The 14,207-nt window shown below is 67.6% G+C and carries 11 protein-coding genes; 6 read left to right on the top strand and 5 right to left on the bottom strand.

Going from position 1 to position 14,207, the window contains the following annotated elements; translation table 11 throughout:
* The first annotated feature begins 103 nt into the window (after positions 1 to 103).
* Positions 104 to 952, top strand: a complete 849-nt coding sequence (gene nadE, locus C3Y15_RS29540; protein ID WP_059462751.1) for an ammonia-dependent NAD(+) synthetase — start codon at positions 104 to 106, stop codon at positions 950 to 952.
* 87 nt (positions 953 to 1,039) lie between these two features.
* Here nadE and C3Y15_RS29545 read toward each other — a convergent pair whose 3' ends face one another.
* From C3Y15_RS29545 to C3Y15_RS29560, 3 genes are all read right to left on the bottom strand, one after another.
* Positions 1,040 to 2,716: a peptidase S1 gene (locus C3Y15_RS29545; RefSeq protein ID WP_011880879.1), complete on the bottom strand. Its 1,677-nt coding sequence runs from the start codon at positions 2,714 to 2,716 to the stop codon at positions 1,040 to 1,042.
* Positions 2,717 to 2,788: 72 nt separating this feature from the next.
* On the bottom strand, positions 2,789 to 4,375 hold the full coding sequence (locus C3Y15_RS29550; protein ID WP_069224736.1) for a S53 family peptidase: 1,587 nt from the start codon (positions 4,373 to 4,375) through the stop codon (positions 2,789 to 2,791).
* 258 nt (positions 4,376 to 4,633) lie between these two features.
* Positions 4,634 to 5,257 (bottom strand): LysE family translocator, encoded by a 624-nt coding sequence (locus C3Y15_RS29560; RefSeq protein WP_011880881.1) that lies wholly within the window; start codon positions 5,255 to 5,257, stop codon positions 4,634 to 4,636.
* A 133-nt stretch (positions 5,258 to 5,390) separates the two neighbouring features.
* Between C3Y15_RS29560 and C3Y15_RS29565 the strand changes: the two genes are divergently transcribed.
* Complete coding sequence (locus C3Y15_RS29565) at positions 5,391 to 5,855, top strand: Lrp/AsnC family transcriptional regulator (protein ID WP_011880882.1); 465 nt, start codon at positions 5,391 to 5,393, stop codon at positions 5,853 to 5,855.
* A gap of 57 nt (positions 5,856 to 5,912) precedes the next feature.
* On the opposite strand, the gene C3Y15_RS29570 is transcribed toward C3Y15_RS29565, so the two are convergent.
* The gene (locus tag C3Y15_RS29570) at positions 5,913 to 6,824 is read right to left on the bottom strand and encodes a LysR family transcriptional regulator (protein ID WP_046424456.1); all 912 of its coding nucleotides are present in this window, start codon (positions 6,822 to 6,824) and stop codon (positions 5,913 to 5,915) included.
* 139 nt (positions 6,825 to 6,963) lie between these two features.
* Between C3Y15_RS29570 and speB the strand changes: the two genes are divergently transcribed.
* Positions 6,964 to 7,920 carry an agmatinase gene (gene speB, locus C3Y15_RS29575; RefSeq protein WP_034194754.1) on the top strand — a complete coding sequence of 319 codons (957 nt, stop codon included), beginning with the start codon at positions 6,964 to 6,966 and terminating at the stop codon, positions 7,918 to 7,920.
* 105 nt (positions 7,921 to 8,025) lie between these two features.
* Here speB and metE read toward each other — a convergent pair whose 3' ends face one another.
* Positions 8,026 to 10,329 carry a 5-methyltetrahydropteroyltriglutamate--homocysteine S-methyltransferase gene (metE, locus tag C3Y15_RS29580; protein WP_059991748.1) on the bottom strand — a complete coding sequence of 768 codons (2,304 nt, stop codon included), beginning with the start codon at positions 10,327 to 10,329 and terminating at the stop codon, positions 8,026 to 8,028.
* 109 nt (positions 10,330 to 10,438) lie between these two features.
* Between metE and C3Y15_RS29585 the strand changes: the two genes are divergently transcribed.
* The 3 genes from C3Y15_RS29585 (at position 10,439) to C3Y15_RS29595 (ending at position 14,157) form a co-directional block, all read left to right on the top strand.
* Complete coding sequence (locus C3Y15_RS29585) at positions 10,439 to 11,347, top strand: LysR family transcriptional regulator (protein WP_034194758.1); 909 nt, start codon at positions 10,439 to 10,441, stop codon at positions 11,345 to 11,347.
* Between the two features lie 153 nt (positions 11,348 to 11,500).
* A complete protein-coding gene (locus tag C3Y15_RS29590) occupies positions 11,501 to 13,093 on the top strand; it encodes an inorganic phosphate transporter (protein ID WP_059460976.1) in 1,593 nt (530 codons plus the stop codon).
* A gap of 320 nt (positions 13,094 to 13,413) precedes the next feature.
* A complete protein-coding gene (locus C3Y15_RS29595; protein WP_014724063.1) occupies positions 13,414 to 14,157 on the top strand; it encodes a 2OG-Fe(II) oxygenase in 744 nt (247 codons plus the stop codon).
* The last annotated feature ends 50 nt before the right edge of the window (positions 14,158 to 14,207 follow it).

The raw sequence follows: 14,207 nt of genomic DNA on the forward strand, positions 1-14,207 counted from the left end.
TCCCCGATGCAACTCACCCTCCCCACGTGCACGCGCCGCGCGGCACCCGCCCGCGATTGCGCTTATGATGGGCGCCTCGAATTTTCGTTCCGGAACCACTGACATGACATCCGCCGATTACGCCAGCCGCCAACGCGCGATCATCGCCGAACTGAACGTCGCCGCACACTTCGACGTCGACGCCGAAATCACGCGCCGCGTCGATTTCCTCGCGCGCTATCTTCGTTCGAGCGGCATGCGGACCTACGTGCTCGGCATCAGCGGCGGCGTCGATTCGTCGACGGCCGGGCGGCTCGCGCAACTCGCGGTCGAGCAGTTGCGCGCCGACGGCTACGACGCGCGCTTCATCGCGATGCGCTTGCCGAACGGCGTGCAGAACGACGAAGCCGACGCGCAGCGCGCGCTCGCGTTCGTGCGCGCCGACGAGACCTTCACGGTCGACGTGAAGCCGGCCGCCGACGCGATGCTCGCGTCGCTGGTCGCGTCCGGTCATGCGTTCGAAAACGCCGCCCAGCAGGACTTCGTGCACGGCAACATCAAGGCGCGCGAGCGCATGATCGCGCAATACGCGGTGGCCGGCGCGCGGCGCGGCATCGTGATCGGCACCGACCACGCAGCAGAATCGCTGATGGGCTTCTTCACGAAATTCGGCGACGGCGGCGCGGACGTGCTGCCGCTCGCCGGCCTGAGCAAGCGCCGCGTGCGCGCCGTCGCCCGCGCGCTCGGCGGCGACGAGCTGATCGTGATGAAGGTGCCGACGGCCGACCTCGAGGAACTGCGTCCGCTGCGCCCCGACGAGCACGCCTATGGCGTCACCTACGACGAGATCGACGACTTCCTCGAAGGCAAGCCGGTCTCGGACAACGTGTACGAAACCGTGCTGCGCTTCTACGACGGTTCGCGCCACAAGCGCGCGCTGCCCTACACGCCGTTCGACTGGCCGGCCGCGTAAGCCGGCCCGGCTCGCTGCCGACGCCGCGCGCCCCGCACGCGCCACGCACACCATGCACACCACGCGCGGCGCGCGCGCCCGGCGACGCTACGCGCGCCCGCCGCCCTTCTTCGCCTGCAGTGCGCGGATCCGCATCCGCGCGCCGGTATCGCTGACGGTCGCGTCGTACATCGTCGCGAGATCGCGCTTGAGCGCGGTACGCGAACCGCCGTCGAGATACACCATGTGCCCGGACGGATAGAAGCGCGCGGACAGGTTCTGCCGCACCTTCTGATCCTCGAGCGGCATCTGCTGCAGGTCGATCACGGTCTGGTAGAACGGCGTGACGAAATCGTACAGGCCGTTCGCCGACAGCACCTTCAGGTCGACGTTCAGCGCCATCACCGCGGCAAGATCGCCGGCCGTGTAGAGGATCACGTTGCCGTTCGCATCGGTGCCCTGCTGCGCGCCGGTCGGGTCGATGTGGCCGAAGTCCCAGTTGCGGAACGCCTGGTCGTTCAGGTCCGTGAACGCCGAGGTCGACGTGAACTTCAGCTGCTCGTTCAGATAGCTGTTCCACATCGCCGTATAGACGCCCGTCACGGCGGTCATGGTCGGATCGTTGCCGCCCGAGTTCGGATCGATCTTGCCGGCGATGCCCGACGAAATCCCGGTCACACGGCCGTCGTACGAACCGAGCGCGAGCCCGCGCGCATGCAGCAGCGTCGTCAGGAACACCGAGTTGCCGCGCGCGTCGTAGCCGGCGATGTCGAGCCCCCACGCCTGCAGCGTCGCGGTATCGATGCCCGTGTAGTCGGACAGCTTCTGCACCACGGCGGCGTCCGCATGCGGCACGTTGCGCAACGCGCTCAGGTAGTCGGTGCGCGCGAACTGCGCGACCTCCTCGACGAACGCGCCGAGATCGGCAGGCGCCGGCTCGATGCCGAGCTTCTTGTGATACCACGCGTCGGCGGCCGCGGTCGGCAGCGCGCCGACGGGGTTGCCGGCCTGCCGGTAGTCGAGGATCGACGACTGCAGCGTGATGCCGTTCAGGTCGACTCCGTCCTCGTGCAGCTTGTAGGCGAGCACGCAGCTGCGCGCGGTGCCGTACGACTCGCCGAACAGATACTTCGGCGAATTCCACCGGTTGTTCTTCGTCAGATAGCGCTTGATGAACTGCTTCAGCGAGTCCGCGTCCTGGTCGACGCCCCAGAAATTGCGGTTCTTGTTCGGCGCGACGGCCGCGGAATAGCCGGTGCCGACCGGGTTGATGAACACCAGGTCGCTATGGTCGAGCATGCTGTCCGGGTTGTCCTCGATCTGGTACGGCGCGGGCGGCGTGAAGCCCGGCATCGACGTCTTGATGCGCTTCGGCGCGAACGAGCCGAGCAGCACGAACACCGACGAGGAACCCGGCCCGCCGTTGTAGAAGAACGTGACGGGGCGCGTCTCCTCCTTCGCATCGTCGGCGGTGAACGCGACGTAGAAGATCTTCGCGGCCGGCTGCGAGCTGCTCGGGTCCACCGTCACGAGGTGGCCGACGGTCGCCGTGTACGCGATACGCTTGCCGTCGAGCACGATCGTATGGTGCGTGATGGCGGCGGCTTCGGTCGTGTCGGTCACCGAATCGTCGGGGCCGTTGCCGTACGCGACCGGATCGAAGAACGGCTGGTCGCGGCCGCGGGCGAGCGCGACCGGCGCGACGCTCGGCGGCACGCCATGTGAGTTGTGGTCGCCGTGATGCAGCGGATACACGCCGCCGGAAGATGCGGAATCGATGCCCATCGTGCTGCTCCTGGAGGTGAAAAAAGACGCGGGCAGACGACCCGCGTCGGAAGGAAAGGCAATGCCGATGCGTCAGCTCGACGGCTTGCGCGCGAGGAGCGCGGCGAGCTTCGCGCCGTCGGGGCTGCCGAGGCCCGTGCACGCATCCCAGCCCGGTGCGGCCGCATACGTGCCGTTCGAGCCCTTCGTGATGTCGCGCAGCGCGTCCGGATGCTTGTACAGCACCGGATTGATCCAGCCGGCCGACGTGCCGGACGCCGCGTTGATCCGCGCGATCAGCGCGGCCCACAACGGCGCGACCGCGCTCGTGCCGCCCATTACCGCGGGCGTGCCGGCCACCGCCACCTCGTAGCCCGTCTGCGGCGACGCATCGCCGGCGACGTCCGGCACGCCGCGCTTCGCAAGCGGCGCGCGGCCGCCGTCGACGCGCGCGACGTTGAGCCCCTGCTGCCAGGTCGGCACGTCGAACATCGTGCTGACGCCACCGCCACCCGCGCCGCCGCCGGCCGACTCGTCGTTCCACGCGACCTCGCTGCGGATGCCCTGCCCCGGTAGCGCATCGAGCTGCGTGCCGCCGCAGCCGAGCACGTACGGGCTCGACGCGGGGAAATCGACGTGGTCGGCGCCGTCCTGCAGCCCGTCGCCGGAGCCGCTGTCGCCCGATGCCGCGCACACCGTGATCCCTTGCGCGGCGGCGGCCTGCAGCACGCGGTTGAACGCGTGCGCCGATTGCGCCTGCCAGATCGCTTCCGGGCCGCCCCAGCTGATCGAGATGACCGACGGCCGATTGGTCTTGTCGGTGACGGCCGCGTTGACCGCCTGAATGAAGCCCGCGTCGCTGTTCGGCGCGAAGTAGACGGCGATCTTCGCGGCTGGCGCGATCGCGCCGGCGATTTCGATGTCGAGCGCGACTTCGCCGTCGGGGCCGCTCGCCTCGCCGGTCGGCGCGTTGCGGCCGGTGCCGACGTTCACGTCGACGAGCGTCGGCGGCTTGTCGATGCCGAGCCCGCGGAAATACTGAGCGATGTCGGCCGCGCGATAGCCGCCGCCCAGCTCGACGATCGCGATGCACTGGCCGGCGCCGTCGCCGGCCGGAAAGCCGTACAGCGACGCGAGCTGCACCGGGGTAAAGGTGACCGCGGCGCCGCGCGCGGGTTTGAACGGCGGACGCAACCGGAAGTGCGGCCGTGCCTGCGGACGGCTGTCGAGGCCGAGCACCGCCGTGACGGCATCGCCGAGCTCGTCCGGCAGCGCGATCGGGCCCGTGCGGCCGCGATACTGGCCGATCGCGCGATGCTCGAACCGCTCGAGCTTCACGCTGAACGCCGCTTCGAACTGCTGGATCGTGCCGGACAGCACGACGACGCTTTCGACCGGATCGACGCGATCGACCGTCAGCTGATGACGGTGCGCGAATTCCTCGGTCTTGCGGATGTCGTCGGGATCGGCGGAGAAACGCTGCGCGAATGCATCGCGCGACAGCGGTTTGGCGCTCGCGTCGCCGGCCGCGAGCTGCTGAACCAATGCATCGAGTTGCCCTTCTTCCCGCCGCCGCAACATGATCGTGACGTGGATGCGTTCTGCCGGATCGCACTGGCCGAGGCATGTCGACTCGGCGACGATGCGGGGTTCACGGTCGGCTTGAAGATGCCTTGCCATGTTCAGACCCTCCTATGTACCGCGTTGCACGGAACAGCCAGGAAATCGGACAGGGCCAGCGGAAGACGGTTCCGTTCGGTCAGTCGGTTCGCCACGCGGCGAATTTCAAGGAAGTTTAGAACAGTCAGAGGATTTGCGCGCGGCGCCAGGCGGGCCGGCGCAGCGCTTGGCCGGCAGGCCGCGCGCACGGCGCGCGTTCGATGACGCATCGCACCACGCTGCCCGTCGAGCGGCGCGGCCAGCCTGCGACGGCGCCGCTCAGTCCATCGACAGGCGCAGCGCGAAGCCGATCAGCGCGGCCGAGAAGGTCCAGCGCTGCACCGTCTGCGCGAGCGGGTGCGCGCGCATCCACGCGGCGATGCGCGACGCGCCGAACACGCAGGCGAGATCGAAGCACACGCCGGCCGCGACGAGCAGCGCGCCGAGCTCGAACATCTGCCACACGACCGGCCCGGCGTCGGTGCGCACGAACTGCGGCAGCAGCACCGAGCAGAACAACAGCGCCTTCGGGTTCAGCAGGTTCGTCAGCAGTCCCTTGAAGAACGACTGGCGCAGCGCGCTCGCGGCGGCCGCTTCGGCGTCGCCGAGCGCGAATACCGGCGAGCGGAACACCTGGATCGCGACATACGCGAGATACAGCGCGCCGCCGTAGCGGATCACTTCATACAGCCACGGCGCGCTCCGAATCAGCGCCGCGACGCCGCACGCGGACAGCGTCACGTGCACCGCACGCGACAGCGACAGGCCGGCGGCCGCCGCGAGGCCCGGCCGCACGCCGCGGCCGATGCTGGTCTGCAGCACGAGCGCCATGTCGGGCCCCGGAACCGCGTAAATGGCCGCCAGCGCGGCGAGATAGATCAATAGCAAATGCGTGGAAATCATGGTCGGGCTCGTCCTTCGATGACGATATGTTGCCGTCGAAGGCGGAGCGCTTATTGGCCATCTTTCGTTCCGTATTGCCGCTTCGCGGCGGAATCCCCCACAATTGGCCGATCTACAAACGGATTCCGCCACCATGACCGAACTCGACAAAACCGACCGCGCGATCCTCGCGGCCGTGCAGCGCGACGGCCGGCTGCCGATCGCGCGCCTCGCCGACGCCGTCGGGCTGTCCGAAACGCCGTGCGCGCGGCGTCTGAAGCGCCTCGAAAACGACGGCTACATCGAGCGCTACCGCGCGCAGCTGTCGCGACAGGCGCTCGGCTTCGGCGTCGTCGCGTTCGTGCTCGTGCGGTTCGCGACGCACGACCGCAAGGTCGCCGACCGCTTCGAACGGGAAGTGCTCGGCATCGAGCGCATCCTCGCGTGCCACAACGTCGCGGGCACGGCCGACTATCTGCTGCAGGTGGTCGCGCGCGATCTCGACGACTACGGCACGTTCCTGCGCGATTCGCTGCGCACGCTGCCGGGCGTCACGTCGATCGAATCGGCGCTGTCGCTGCGGGAAGTGAAGCACGACGCGGGTTTGCCGGTGCCTTGATGCGAGCGACCGGGCGCGCCGGCACGACACAGGCCCAGGTGATCGGGAAGATCACCGTCATCCGGCATCGCCCGGCTGGTGCGCGCGCTCGAGGTCTTCGAGAAACGCGGCGACGAGCGGGTCGCCGCGCGCGTCACGCGCGACGACCATGTGGAACGTCACGTCGTAGCGCAACTGCTCGGGGTTGAGCGGCGCGAGCAGCCCCTGCGCGACGTACGGCGCCGCGAAGTGCTGCGGCAGGTAGCCGAGGTGATGGCCGGACAGGATCAGCAGCGCGACGGCCTCCATGTTGTCGGCGGTGGCGGTCACGCGATCGGGCGTCGTCGACATATGGGCCTCCGGCAGCGGATACGAGCGCCACGCCCATTCGAATTCCGCGACGTCGGCCGGTGTCAGCTGGCCGGCGTGCTCGAACAGCGGATGGCCGCGCCCACAATACGCGATCTGGTGTTCGACGAACAGCGGCGTGTAGTGCAGCGACGGTACGCGGTGCCAGAAGTAGCCGACCGCGATCTGAATCTCGTTGCTCAGCAGCTTCTCCTCGAGATCGCCCGGCGTGCGCACCGAGATCGCAAAGCGCACGGCTTCGTCGCGCGTGCGGAACGCGGCGATCGCCTCGGCGATCCGCGCGTTCTGGCTCACCGGCGTATGGCCGATCAAGCCGATGTTCAGCGTGCCGACCAGCTGGCGGTCCATGTGACGCGCCGCCATCCCGAACTCGTCGAGCGCGGCGAGCAGCTTGCGGCTCATCGCATGGAACCGCTCGCCCTTCGGCGTGAGCCGGAAGCCGCTGCGGCCGCGCTCGCAGAGCCGGTAGCCGAGGCGCGTCTCGAGCGACGACAACTGCGCGCTGATCGTCGACTGGCCGACGTTGAGCATCGTCTGCGCGGCCGACACGCCGCCCGCGTCGGTCACCGCGAGAAACACGCGGATCAGCCGCAAATCGAGCGTCGACAGATTCCCGAGCACGCTATTCCCCTCCGATACATCGATGGACGTCGATGTTTACGTCGACATGTTCGCATTCTTCTTTCGCGCGCGGCGCGCAAAACTATGCGCCAGGCCGCGTCGAATGATACGGCAACCCCATATCGACAGAGAACAGCCCATGAACGACCCTCTCCATTTCCAGCCGCTCGGCGGCAACGAAATGCCGCGCAGCGGCGGCATCGCAACGATGATGCGCCTGCCGCACGTCGCGAGCGCCGCGGGGCTCGACGCGTGTTTCGTCGGCGTGCCGTTCGATCTCGGCACGTCGAACCGTACCGGCGCGCGCTTCGGCCCGCGCCAGATCCGCACGGAGTCGGTGCTGCTGCGCCCGTACAACATGGCCACGCGGGCGGCGCCGTTCGATTCGCTGCAGGTCGCCGACATCGGCGACGTCGCGATCAATCCGTACAACCTGCACGATTCGATCGCGCGCATCGAGGCCGCGTACGACGCGATCCTCGCGCACGACTGCAAGCCGATCACGCTCGGCGGCGACCACACGATCGCGCTGCCGATCCTGCGCGCGATCCATCGCAAGCACGGCAAGGTTGCATTGATCCACGTCGATGCACACGCCGACGTGAACGACACGATGATGGGCGAGAAGATCGCGCACGGCACGCCGTTTCGCCGCGCGGTCGAAGAAGGCCTGCTGCACGGCGACAAGGTCACGCAGATCGGCCTGCGCGGCACCGGCTATGCGGCCGAGGATTTCGACTGGTGCCGCGACCAGGGTTTTCGCGTCGTGCAGGCCGAGGCGTGCTGGAACCAGTCGCTCGTGCCGCTGATGGAGGAAGTGCGCGCGCGCGTCGGCGACACGCCCGTCTACATCAGCTTCGACATCGACGGCATCGACCCCGCCTACGCGCCCGGCACCGGCACGCCGGAAATCGCGGGCCTCACGGTGCCGCAGGCGCTCGAGATCATTCGCGGCGCGAAGGGGCTGAACATCGTCGGCTGCGATCTCGTCGAAGTCGCGCCGCCGTACGACCCGTTCGGCACCACCGCGCTGCTCGGCGCGAACCTCGCGTACGAGCTGCTGTGCGTGCTGCCGGGCGTCGCGTATCGCGATTGATCGCGGCGCGGCATAGGGCGGGTTCCGGGGCGGCGCTGCGCCGGGAGCTTCCGCGCACGCGCTGGTTGCGCGAGCGCGGAACCGGCGCGTCGCCGAAGCGCTTTATCAGAGCCCGTTGCGCAGCTCGCTGCGCAACGTCTTCGCCGCGGCGACCATGTTCGTCAGCGCCGGCAGCACTTCCGCCCAGCGGCGCGTCTTCAGCCCGCAGTCCGGGTTCACCCACAGCCGTTGCGCCGGAATCCGCTCGGCGGCTTTCCTCATCAGGCCGACGATGTGCTCCTGCGTCGGGATGTTCGGCGAATGGATGTCGTACACGCCCGGCCCGATTTCATTCGGATACCGGAAGCCGTCGAACGCGTCGAGCAGCTCCATGTCCGAGCGCGACGTCTCGATCGTGATCACGTCCGCGTCCATCTCGGCGATCGACGCGATGATGTCGTTGAATTCCGAATAGCACATGTGCGTGTGGATCTGCGTGTCGTCGCGCACGCCGTTCGCGGCGATCCGGAACGCGTCGATCGCCCACTTCAGGTAGGCCGGCCATTGCGCACGACGCAGCGGCAGCCCCTCGCGCAGCGCGGCCTCGTCGATCTGGATCACGCGCACCCCGGCCCGCTCGAGATCGAGCACTTCGTCGCGGATCGCCAGCGCGAGCTGGTAGCACGACACCGAACGCGGCTGGTCGTCGCGCACGAACGACCAGTTCAGGATCGTCACCGGCCCGGTCAGCATGCCTTTCATCGGCTTGCTCGTCAGCGACTGCGCGTAGGCGATCCACTCGACCGTCATCGCGCTCGGTCGGCTGATGTCGCCGAACAGGATCGGCGGCTTCACGCAGCGCGATCCGTACGACTGCACCCAGCCGAACTGGCTGAACGCGTAGCCATCCAGCTGCTCGCCGAAATATTCGACCATGTCGTTGCGCTCGGCTTCGCCGTGCACCAGCACGTCGAGCTGCAGCGTTTCCTGTTCGCGCACGCTGCGTTCGATCTCCGCGTGCATCGCGTGGCGGTAGCCGGCTTCGTCGAGCTCGCCGGCCTTGAAGCGGCGGCGCGCGTCGCGGATCTCCGCGGTCTGCGGGAACGAGCCGATCGTCGTGGTCGGGAACAGCGGCAGTTTCAGGCGTGCCGACTGCGCGGCCGCGCGTTGCGGATACGCGCTCGCACGGTTGCCGAGCCGCGCGTCGATGCGCGCGACGGCGGTCTTCACCGCCGGGTTGTGCACGCGCGGCGAGCGGCACCGCGACTCGATCGCGGCCGCATTCTCCGCGAGGGCGTCGGCCACCGTGTCGCGCCCTTGGTTCAGCGCGGTCGCGAGCAGCTTCAGTTCGGCGAGCTTCTGCAGCGCGAACGCGAGCCACGAGCGGATCTCGGCGTCGAGCTTCTGCTCGCTCGCGAGATCGACCGGCACATGCAGCAGCGAACACGACGGCGCAAGCCACAGTCGCTCGCCCAACTGCCGCGCGAGCGGCTCGAGCCAATCGAGCGCCGCGTTCAGGTCGGTCCGCCAGATGTTGCGGCCGTCGATCACGCCGACCGACAGCACGCGTGTGGCCGGCAGCGTGCGCGCCAGCACGTCGACCTCGTCGCGCGCATTGACGGCGTCGATGTGCAGTCCATCGACCGGCAGCGAAACCGCAAGCTCGAGATTGTCCTGAAGCGGGCCGAAGTACGTCGCGACCAGCAGCTTGATGCGACGCGTCTCGAGCGCCTCGTATGCCGTGCGCAACGCACGCCGCCAGTCGGCGTCGAGCTCGGTGACGAGGATCGGTTCGTCGATCTGCACCCATTCGACGCCCTGAGCGGTCAACGTATCGAGCAGCGCGCCGTACACGGGCAGCAGTTTCGGCAGCAGCGCGAGCCGGTCGGAATCGTCCTTCGCCTTGCCGAGCCACAGATACGTGACGGGGCCGAGTATCACCGGCTTTGCGTTTACGCGCTGCGCGTTCGCCTCGGCCAGTTGCTGCAGCAGTCGCGACGGGTCGAGCGAGAAGTTCGTGTCGGCGTGGAACTCCGGCACGATGTAGTGATAGTTGGTGTCGAACCACTTCGTCATCTCGCCGGCCGCCACGCCACCGCAGCAGCTCGCATGCTCGTGCGCCGAATGCGCGGAACGGCCGCGCGCCACGCGGAAATAGTTGTCGAGCGCGTCGCCGTGAAAGTCCTGCACGCGCTTCGGCAGATTGCCGAGCGTGAAGCTCATGTCGAGCACGTGGTCGTAGAACGCGAAATCGCCGAGCGGCGCGAGATCGAGGTCGTGCTGGTCGCTCCAGTGGCGCCGGCGCAGCGCGGCGCCGAGGGCCGTCAGCTCGTCGCGCGTGGCGTCGCCGTTCCAGTAGCGTTCGAGGCCGAATTTGAGTTCGCGCTGTGCGCCGATGCGCGGGAAACCGAGGTTGTGGGTCTTCACCATGAAGCCGCCGTCCAGAAGTAATAGAAGATTCAGCAGCCATCATAGGGATTTCGCCCCATGAAATAAAATGGCATTATTTCATTCATCCATTAACTTTGTTCATGTATTGATGCTCGAGCGATTCCATCTCGTCGTGATCCGCGAAGTCGAGCGCCAGGGCTCGCTGACTGCGGCTGCCAACGCGCTGCACCTCACGCAGTCGGCGCTCAGCCATACCGTGCGGAAAATCGAGCAGCAGCTCGGCACGCCGATCTGGGATCGGGAAGGACGTGGCCTGCGGCTCACGCAGGGCGGGCAATATCTGCTGAAGCTCGCGAACCGGCTGCTGCCGCAGTTCGAGCTCGCCGAGGAGCGGATGAAGCAGTACGCGAAGGGCGAGCGCGGCACGCTGCGCATCGGGATGGAATGCCATCCGTGCTACCAGTGGCTGCTGAAGGTGGTGTCGCCGTATCTGGCGCGCTGGCCGGACGTCGACGTCGACGTGAAGCAGCGCTTTCAGTTCGGCGGGATCGGCGCGCTGCTCGGCCATGACATCGACGTGCTCGTGACGCCCGACCCGCTGAACAAGCCGGGCCTGCGCTTCGATCCGGTGTTCGACTACGAGCAGGTGCTGGTGGTCGCCGACGCGCACCGGCTCGCGAACGCCGACTACGTCACGCCCGAGCAACTGGCCGACGAGGTGCTGATCACGTACCCGGTCGAGACCGACCGGCTCGACATCTACAACCAGTTCCTGACGCCGGCCGCCATCGTGCCGCGGCGCCACAAGTCGATCGAGACGACCGACATCATGCTGCAGATGGTCGCGAGCGGACGCGGCGTGGCCGCATTGCCGAAGTGGCTCGCCGACGAATACGCGGACCGCATGCCGGTCGTGCCGGTCAGGCTCGGCAAGCAAGGCATCGCGAAACAGATCTTTCTCGGCATCCGCGACGCCGACGCATCGATCGATTACCTGTCCGCATTTCTCGCGCTCGCACGCGACTCGGCGTCGGACGCGCCACGCATGCTGCGATAGGCGCGCGCGCAAGGCGCGAAGCGGCCCGGATGCATGAGCGTGCTCACTATATGGACGACGGCGTGAACAACGGCGTTTCGCGGTCCGTACTGTCATCAAACTGACGGACAGCCGAAGCTAGGATCGGACGCGGTTCCACTGCGAGATGCCGCCATGAATCAACCTGCTTCGCCCGCCGCACACCATCCCGGTTCCACCGAACGCGCCCGACGTGCCGGCTATGCCGTGTTCCTGCTGGTGCTGTCGGTCGGTGCCGTCTATATCGCCACCCATCTGATCGCCGATCTTGCGCCGGTGCGCGAAGGGTCGCTGTTTCCATATCTGATGCTCGGCGCCGCGCTGCTGATCGCGCTCGGCTTCGAGTTCGTCAATGGCTTCCACGACACCGCGAACGCGGTGGCGACCGTGATCTACACCCATTCGCTGACGCCGAACGTCGCGGTGATCTGGTCGGGCATGTGGAACTTCCTCGGCGTGATGGTATCGAGCGGCGCCGTCGCGTTCGGCATCCTGCAATTGCTGCCCGTCGAGCTGATCCTGCAGGTGGGCAGCGGCGCGGGCTTCGCGATGGTGTTCGCGCTGCTGATCGCCGCGATCGTGTGGAACCTGGCGACGTGGTATTTCGGGCTGCCGTCGTCGAGCTCGCATACGCTGATCGGGTCGATCATCGGGGTCGGGCTGATGAACCAGCTGATGCACGGCCCGAACGGCACGAGCGGCGTCGACTGGGGGCAGGCGCTCGGCGTCGGCAAGTCGCTGCTGTTCTCGCCGCTCGTCGGCTTTCTGTGCGCGGCGCTGCTGCTGCTCGTGCTGCGCGCCGTCGTGCGCGTGCCGGATCTGTATCAGGAGCCGCCGAAGGATCAGCCGCCGCCGTTCTGGATTCGCTGCCTGCTGATCCTGACCTGCACCGGCGTGTCGTTCGCGCACGGATCGAACGATGGACAGAAGGGCATGGGGCTCATCATGCTGATCCTGATCGGCACCGTACCCACTGCGTATGCGCTGAACAAGGCCGTCACGCCGGCCGAGTCGCAGACCTTCGTCGCCGTCGCGACGCACGCCGCGTCCACCTTCGCGAAATATTCGAACGGCGTCGCGCCGTCCGCGAATCCGCGCGCCGACGTCGAGCAGTTCGTGCAGCACCGCAAGCTCACGCCGGCCGTGCTGCCCGCGGTGCAGCAGTTGTCGACGTCGCTCGCGCGCGCCGTCGGCGCATCGGGCTCGATGGCGGCCGTGCCGCAAAACGACGTCGACAACGTGCGCAACACGATGTACCTGGTGTCCGAGGCGATCCGGTTGATCGAGAAGTCCGGACAGCTCGCGTTTGCCGCCGACGACAAGCTCGCGATCGACAACTACCGCAAGCAGCTCGATCACGCGACCAAGTTCATCCCGACCTGGGTGAAGGTGGCCGTCGCGATTGCGCTGGGTCTCGGCACGATGGTCGGGTGGAAGCGGATCGTCGTGACCGTCGGCGAAAAGATCGGCAAGCAGCATTTGACGTACGGCCAGGGCGCGTCGGCCGAACTCGTCGCGATGCTGACGATCGGCGCGGCCGATGCATACGGGCTGCCGGTGTCGACGACGCACGTGCTGTCGTCGGGCGTCGCGGGCACGATGGCCGCGAACGGATCGGGACTGCAATGGAGTACCGTGCGCAGCCTCGTGCTCGCGTGGATTCTCACGCTGCCGGCGTCGATCGTGCTGGCCGGCGGGCTGTACTGGTTGTTCCGCGCGCTGGCTTGAGCGGATAACGGCGAGCGGGCGGGCGGCGACGGCTCACGGCCGCGCGGTTGCCGCGGCGGGTGCGAGAGCGGCGGGTTCGGCAGTGGCTTCATTCTTCTTTGTCGCTGCGCTCGGGCACGTCGCCGCAATCGGCGTGCCGTCGTCGCGCGGCTCGCCGTCGCTTCGCGAATTGAAGCGCAACATCCGGAGTGCAACGGCGCGCGCCGGTCGCTAGACTCGGTTCATCGACATGCATCGCGACGCCCCGCGTGTGCTGCATGCCTGCGAAGCACGCCGCGGGTACGCGCGATGCGACGTCGCAAACGAACCGGGGGATGTCCGTGAATATCGCCGATCTGCAACCTGCCGCCGACTTGCAGGACATCGCGGCGCGCGTCGACGCAATCGACTGGTCGACCGTCGAGGCCGAACTCGATCGCTACGGCTGCGCGCACGTGTCGAGCCTGCTGTCGCGCGGCGAATGCGATGCGCTGCGCGCGCTTTATCCGCACGATGCGCTCTATCGTTCGCGTGTCGTGATGGCACGTCACGGCTTCGGGCGCGGCGAATACAAGTACTTCGCGTATCCGCTGCCCGCAGTCGTCGACGCGCTGCGCGCAACGATCTACCCGCATCTCGCGCCGATTGCCAATCGCTGGAATGACGCGCTGCGGATCGACGTGCGCTATCCGCTCGACCATGCGGCGTTTCTCGACCGCTGCCACGACGCCGGACAGACGCGACCCACGCCGTTGATCCTGCAATACGGCGCGGACGACTACAACTGTCTCCATCAGGATCTCTACGGCGAGCACGTTTTTCCGCTGCAGGTGGCGATTCTGCTGTCAGCGCCCGGGCGGGATTTCACCGGCGGCGAATTCGTGCTGACGGAGCAGCGGCCGCGTATGCAGTCGCGTGCGGAAGTGGTGCCGCTGATGCAAGGCGACGCGGTGGTCTTCGCGGTGCATGGCAGGCCCGTGCAGGGAACACGCGGCATCTACCGCGTGAACTTGCGCCACGGGGTGAGCAGGATTCGCAGCGGTCACCGCCATACGGTCGGCATCATCTTTCATGATGCGTTGTGAGGGTGTTGGTGGTGCGGATGAGGTGGAGATGGGACTCGGCACGTTGGGGG

This window comes from Burkholderia sp. B10, assembly GCF_004368385.1.
Lineage (GTDB): Bacteria > Pseudomonadota > Gammaproteobacteria > Burkholderiales > Burkholderiaceae > Burkholderia > Burkholderia vietnamiensis.

Coding starts and splice junctions, on each gene's coding strand:
- C3Y15_RS29560 (WP_011880881.1), bottom strand. CDS start 5,257: ATGATTTCCACGCATTTGCTATTGATCTATCTCGCCGCGCTGGCGGCC.
- C3Y15_RS29585 (WP_034194758.1), top strand. CDS start 10,439: ATGCTCGAGCGATTCCATCTCGTCGTGATCCGCGAAGTCGAGCGCCAG.
- metE (WP_059991748.1), bottom strand. CDS start 10,329: ATGGTGAAGACCCACAACCTCGGTTTCCCGCGCATCGGCGCACAGCGC.
- C3Y15_RS29565 (WP_011880882.1), top strand. CDS start 5,391: ATGACCGAACTCGACAAAACCGACCGCGCGATCCTCGCGGCCGTGCAG.
- C3Y15_RS29550 (WP_069224736.1), bottom strand. CDS start 4,375: ATGGCAAGGCATCTTCAAGCCGACCGTGAACCCCGCATCGTCGCCGAG.
- nadE (WP_059462751.1), top strand. CDS start 104: ATGACATCCGCCGATTACGCCAGCCGCCAACGCGCGATCATCGCCGAA.
- C3Y15_RS29590 (WP_059460976.1), top strand. CDS start 11,501: ATGAATCAACCTGCTTCGCCCGCCGCACACCATCCCGGTTCCACCGAA.
- speB (WP_034194754.1), top strand. CDS start 6,964: ATGAACGACCCTCTCCATTTCCAGCCGCTCGGCGGCAACGAAATGCCG.
- C3Y15_RS29545 (WP_011880879.1), bottom strand. CDS start 2,716: ATGGGCATCGATTCCGCATCTTCCGGCGGCGTGTATCCGCTGCATCAC.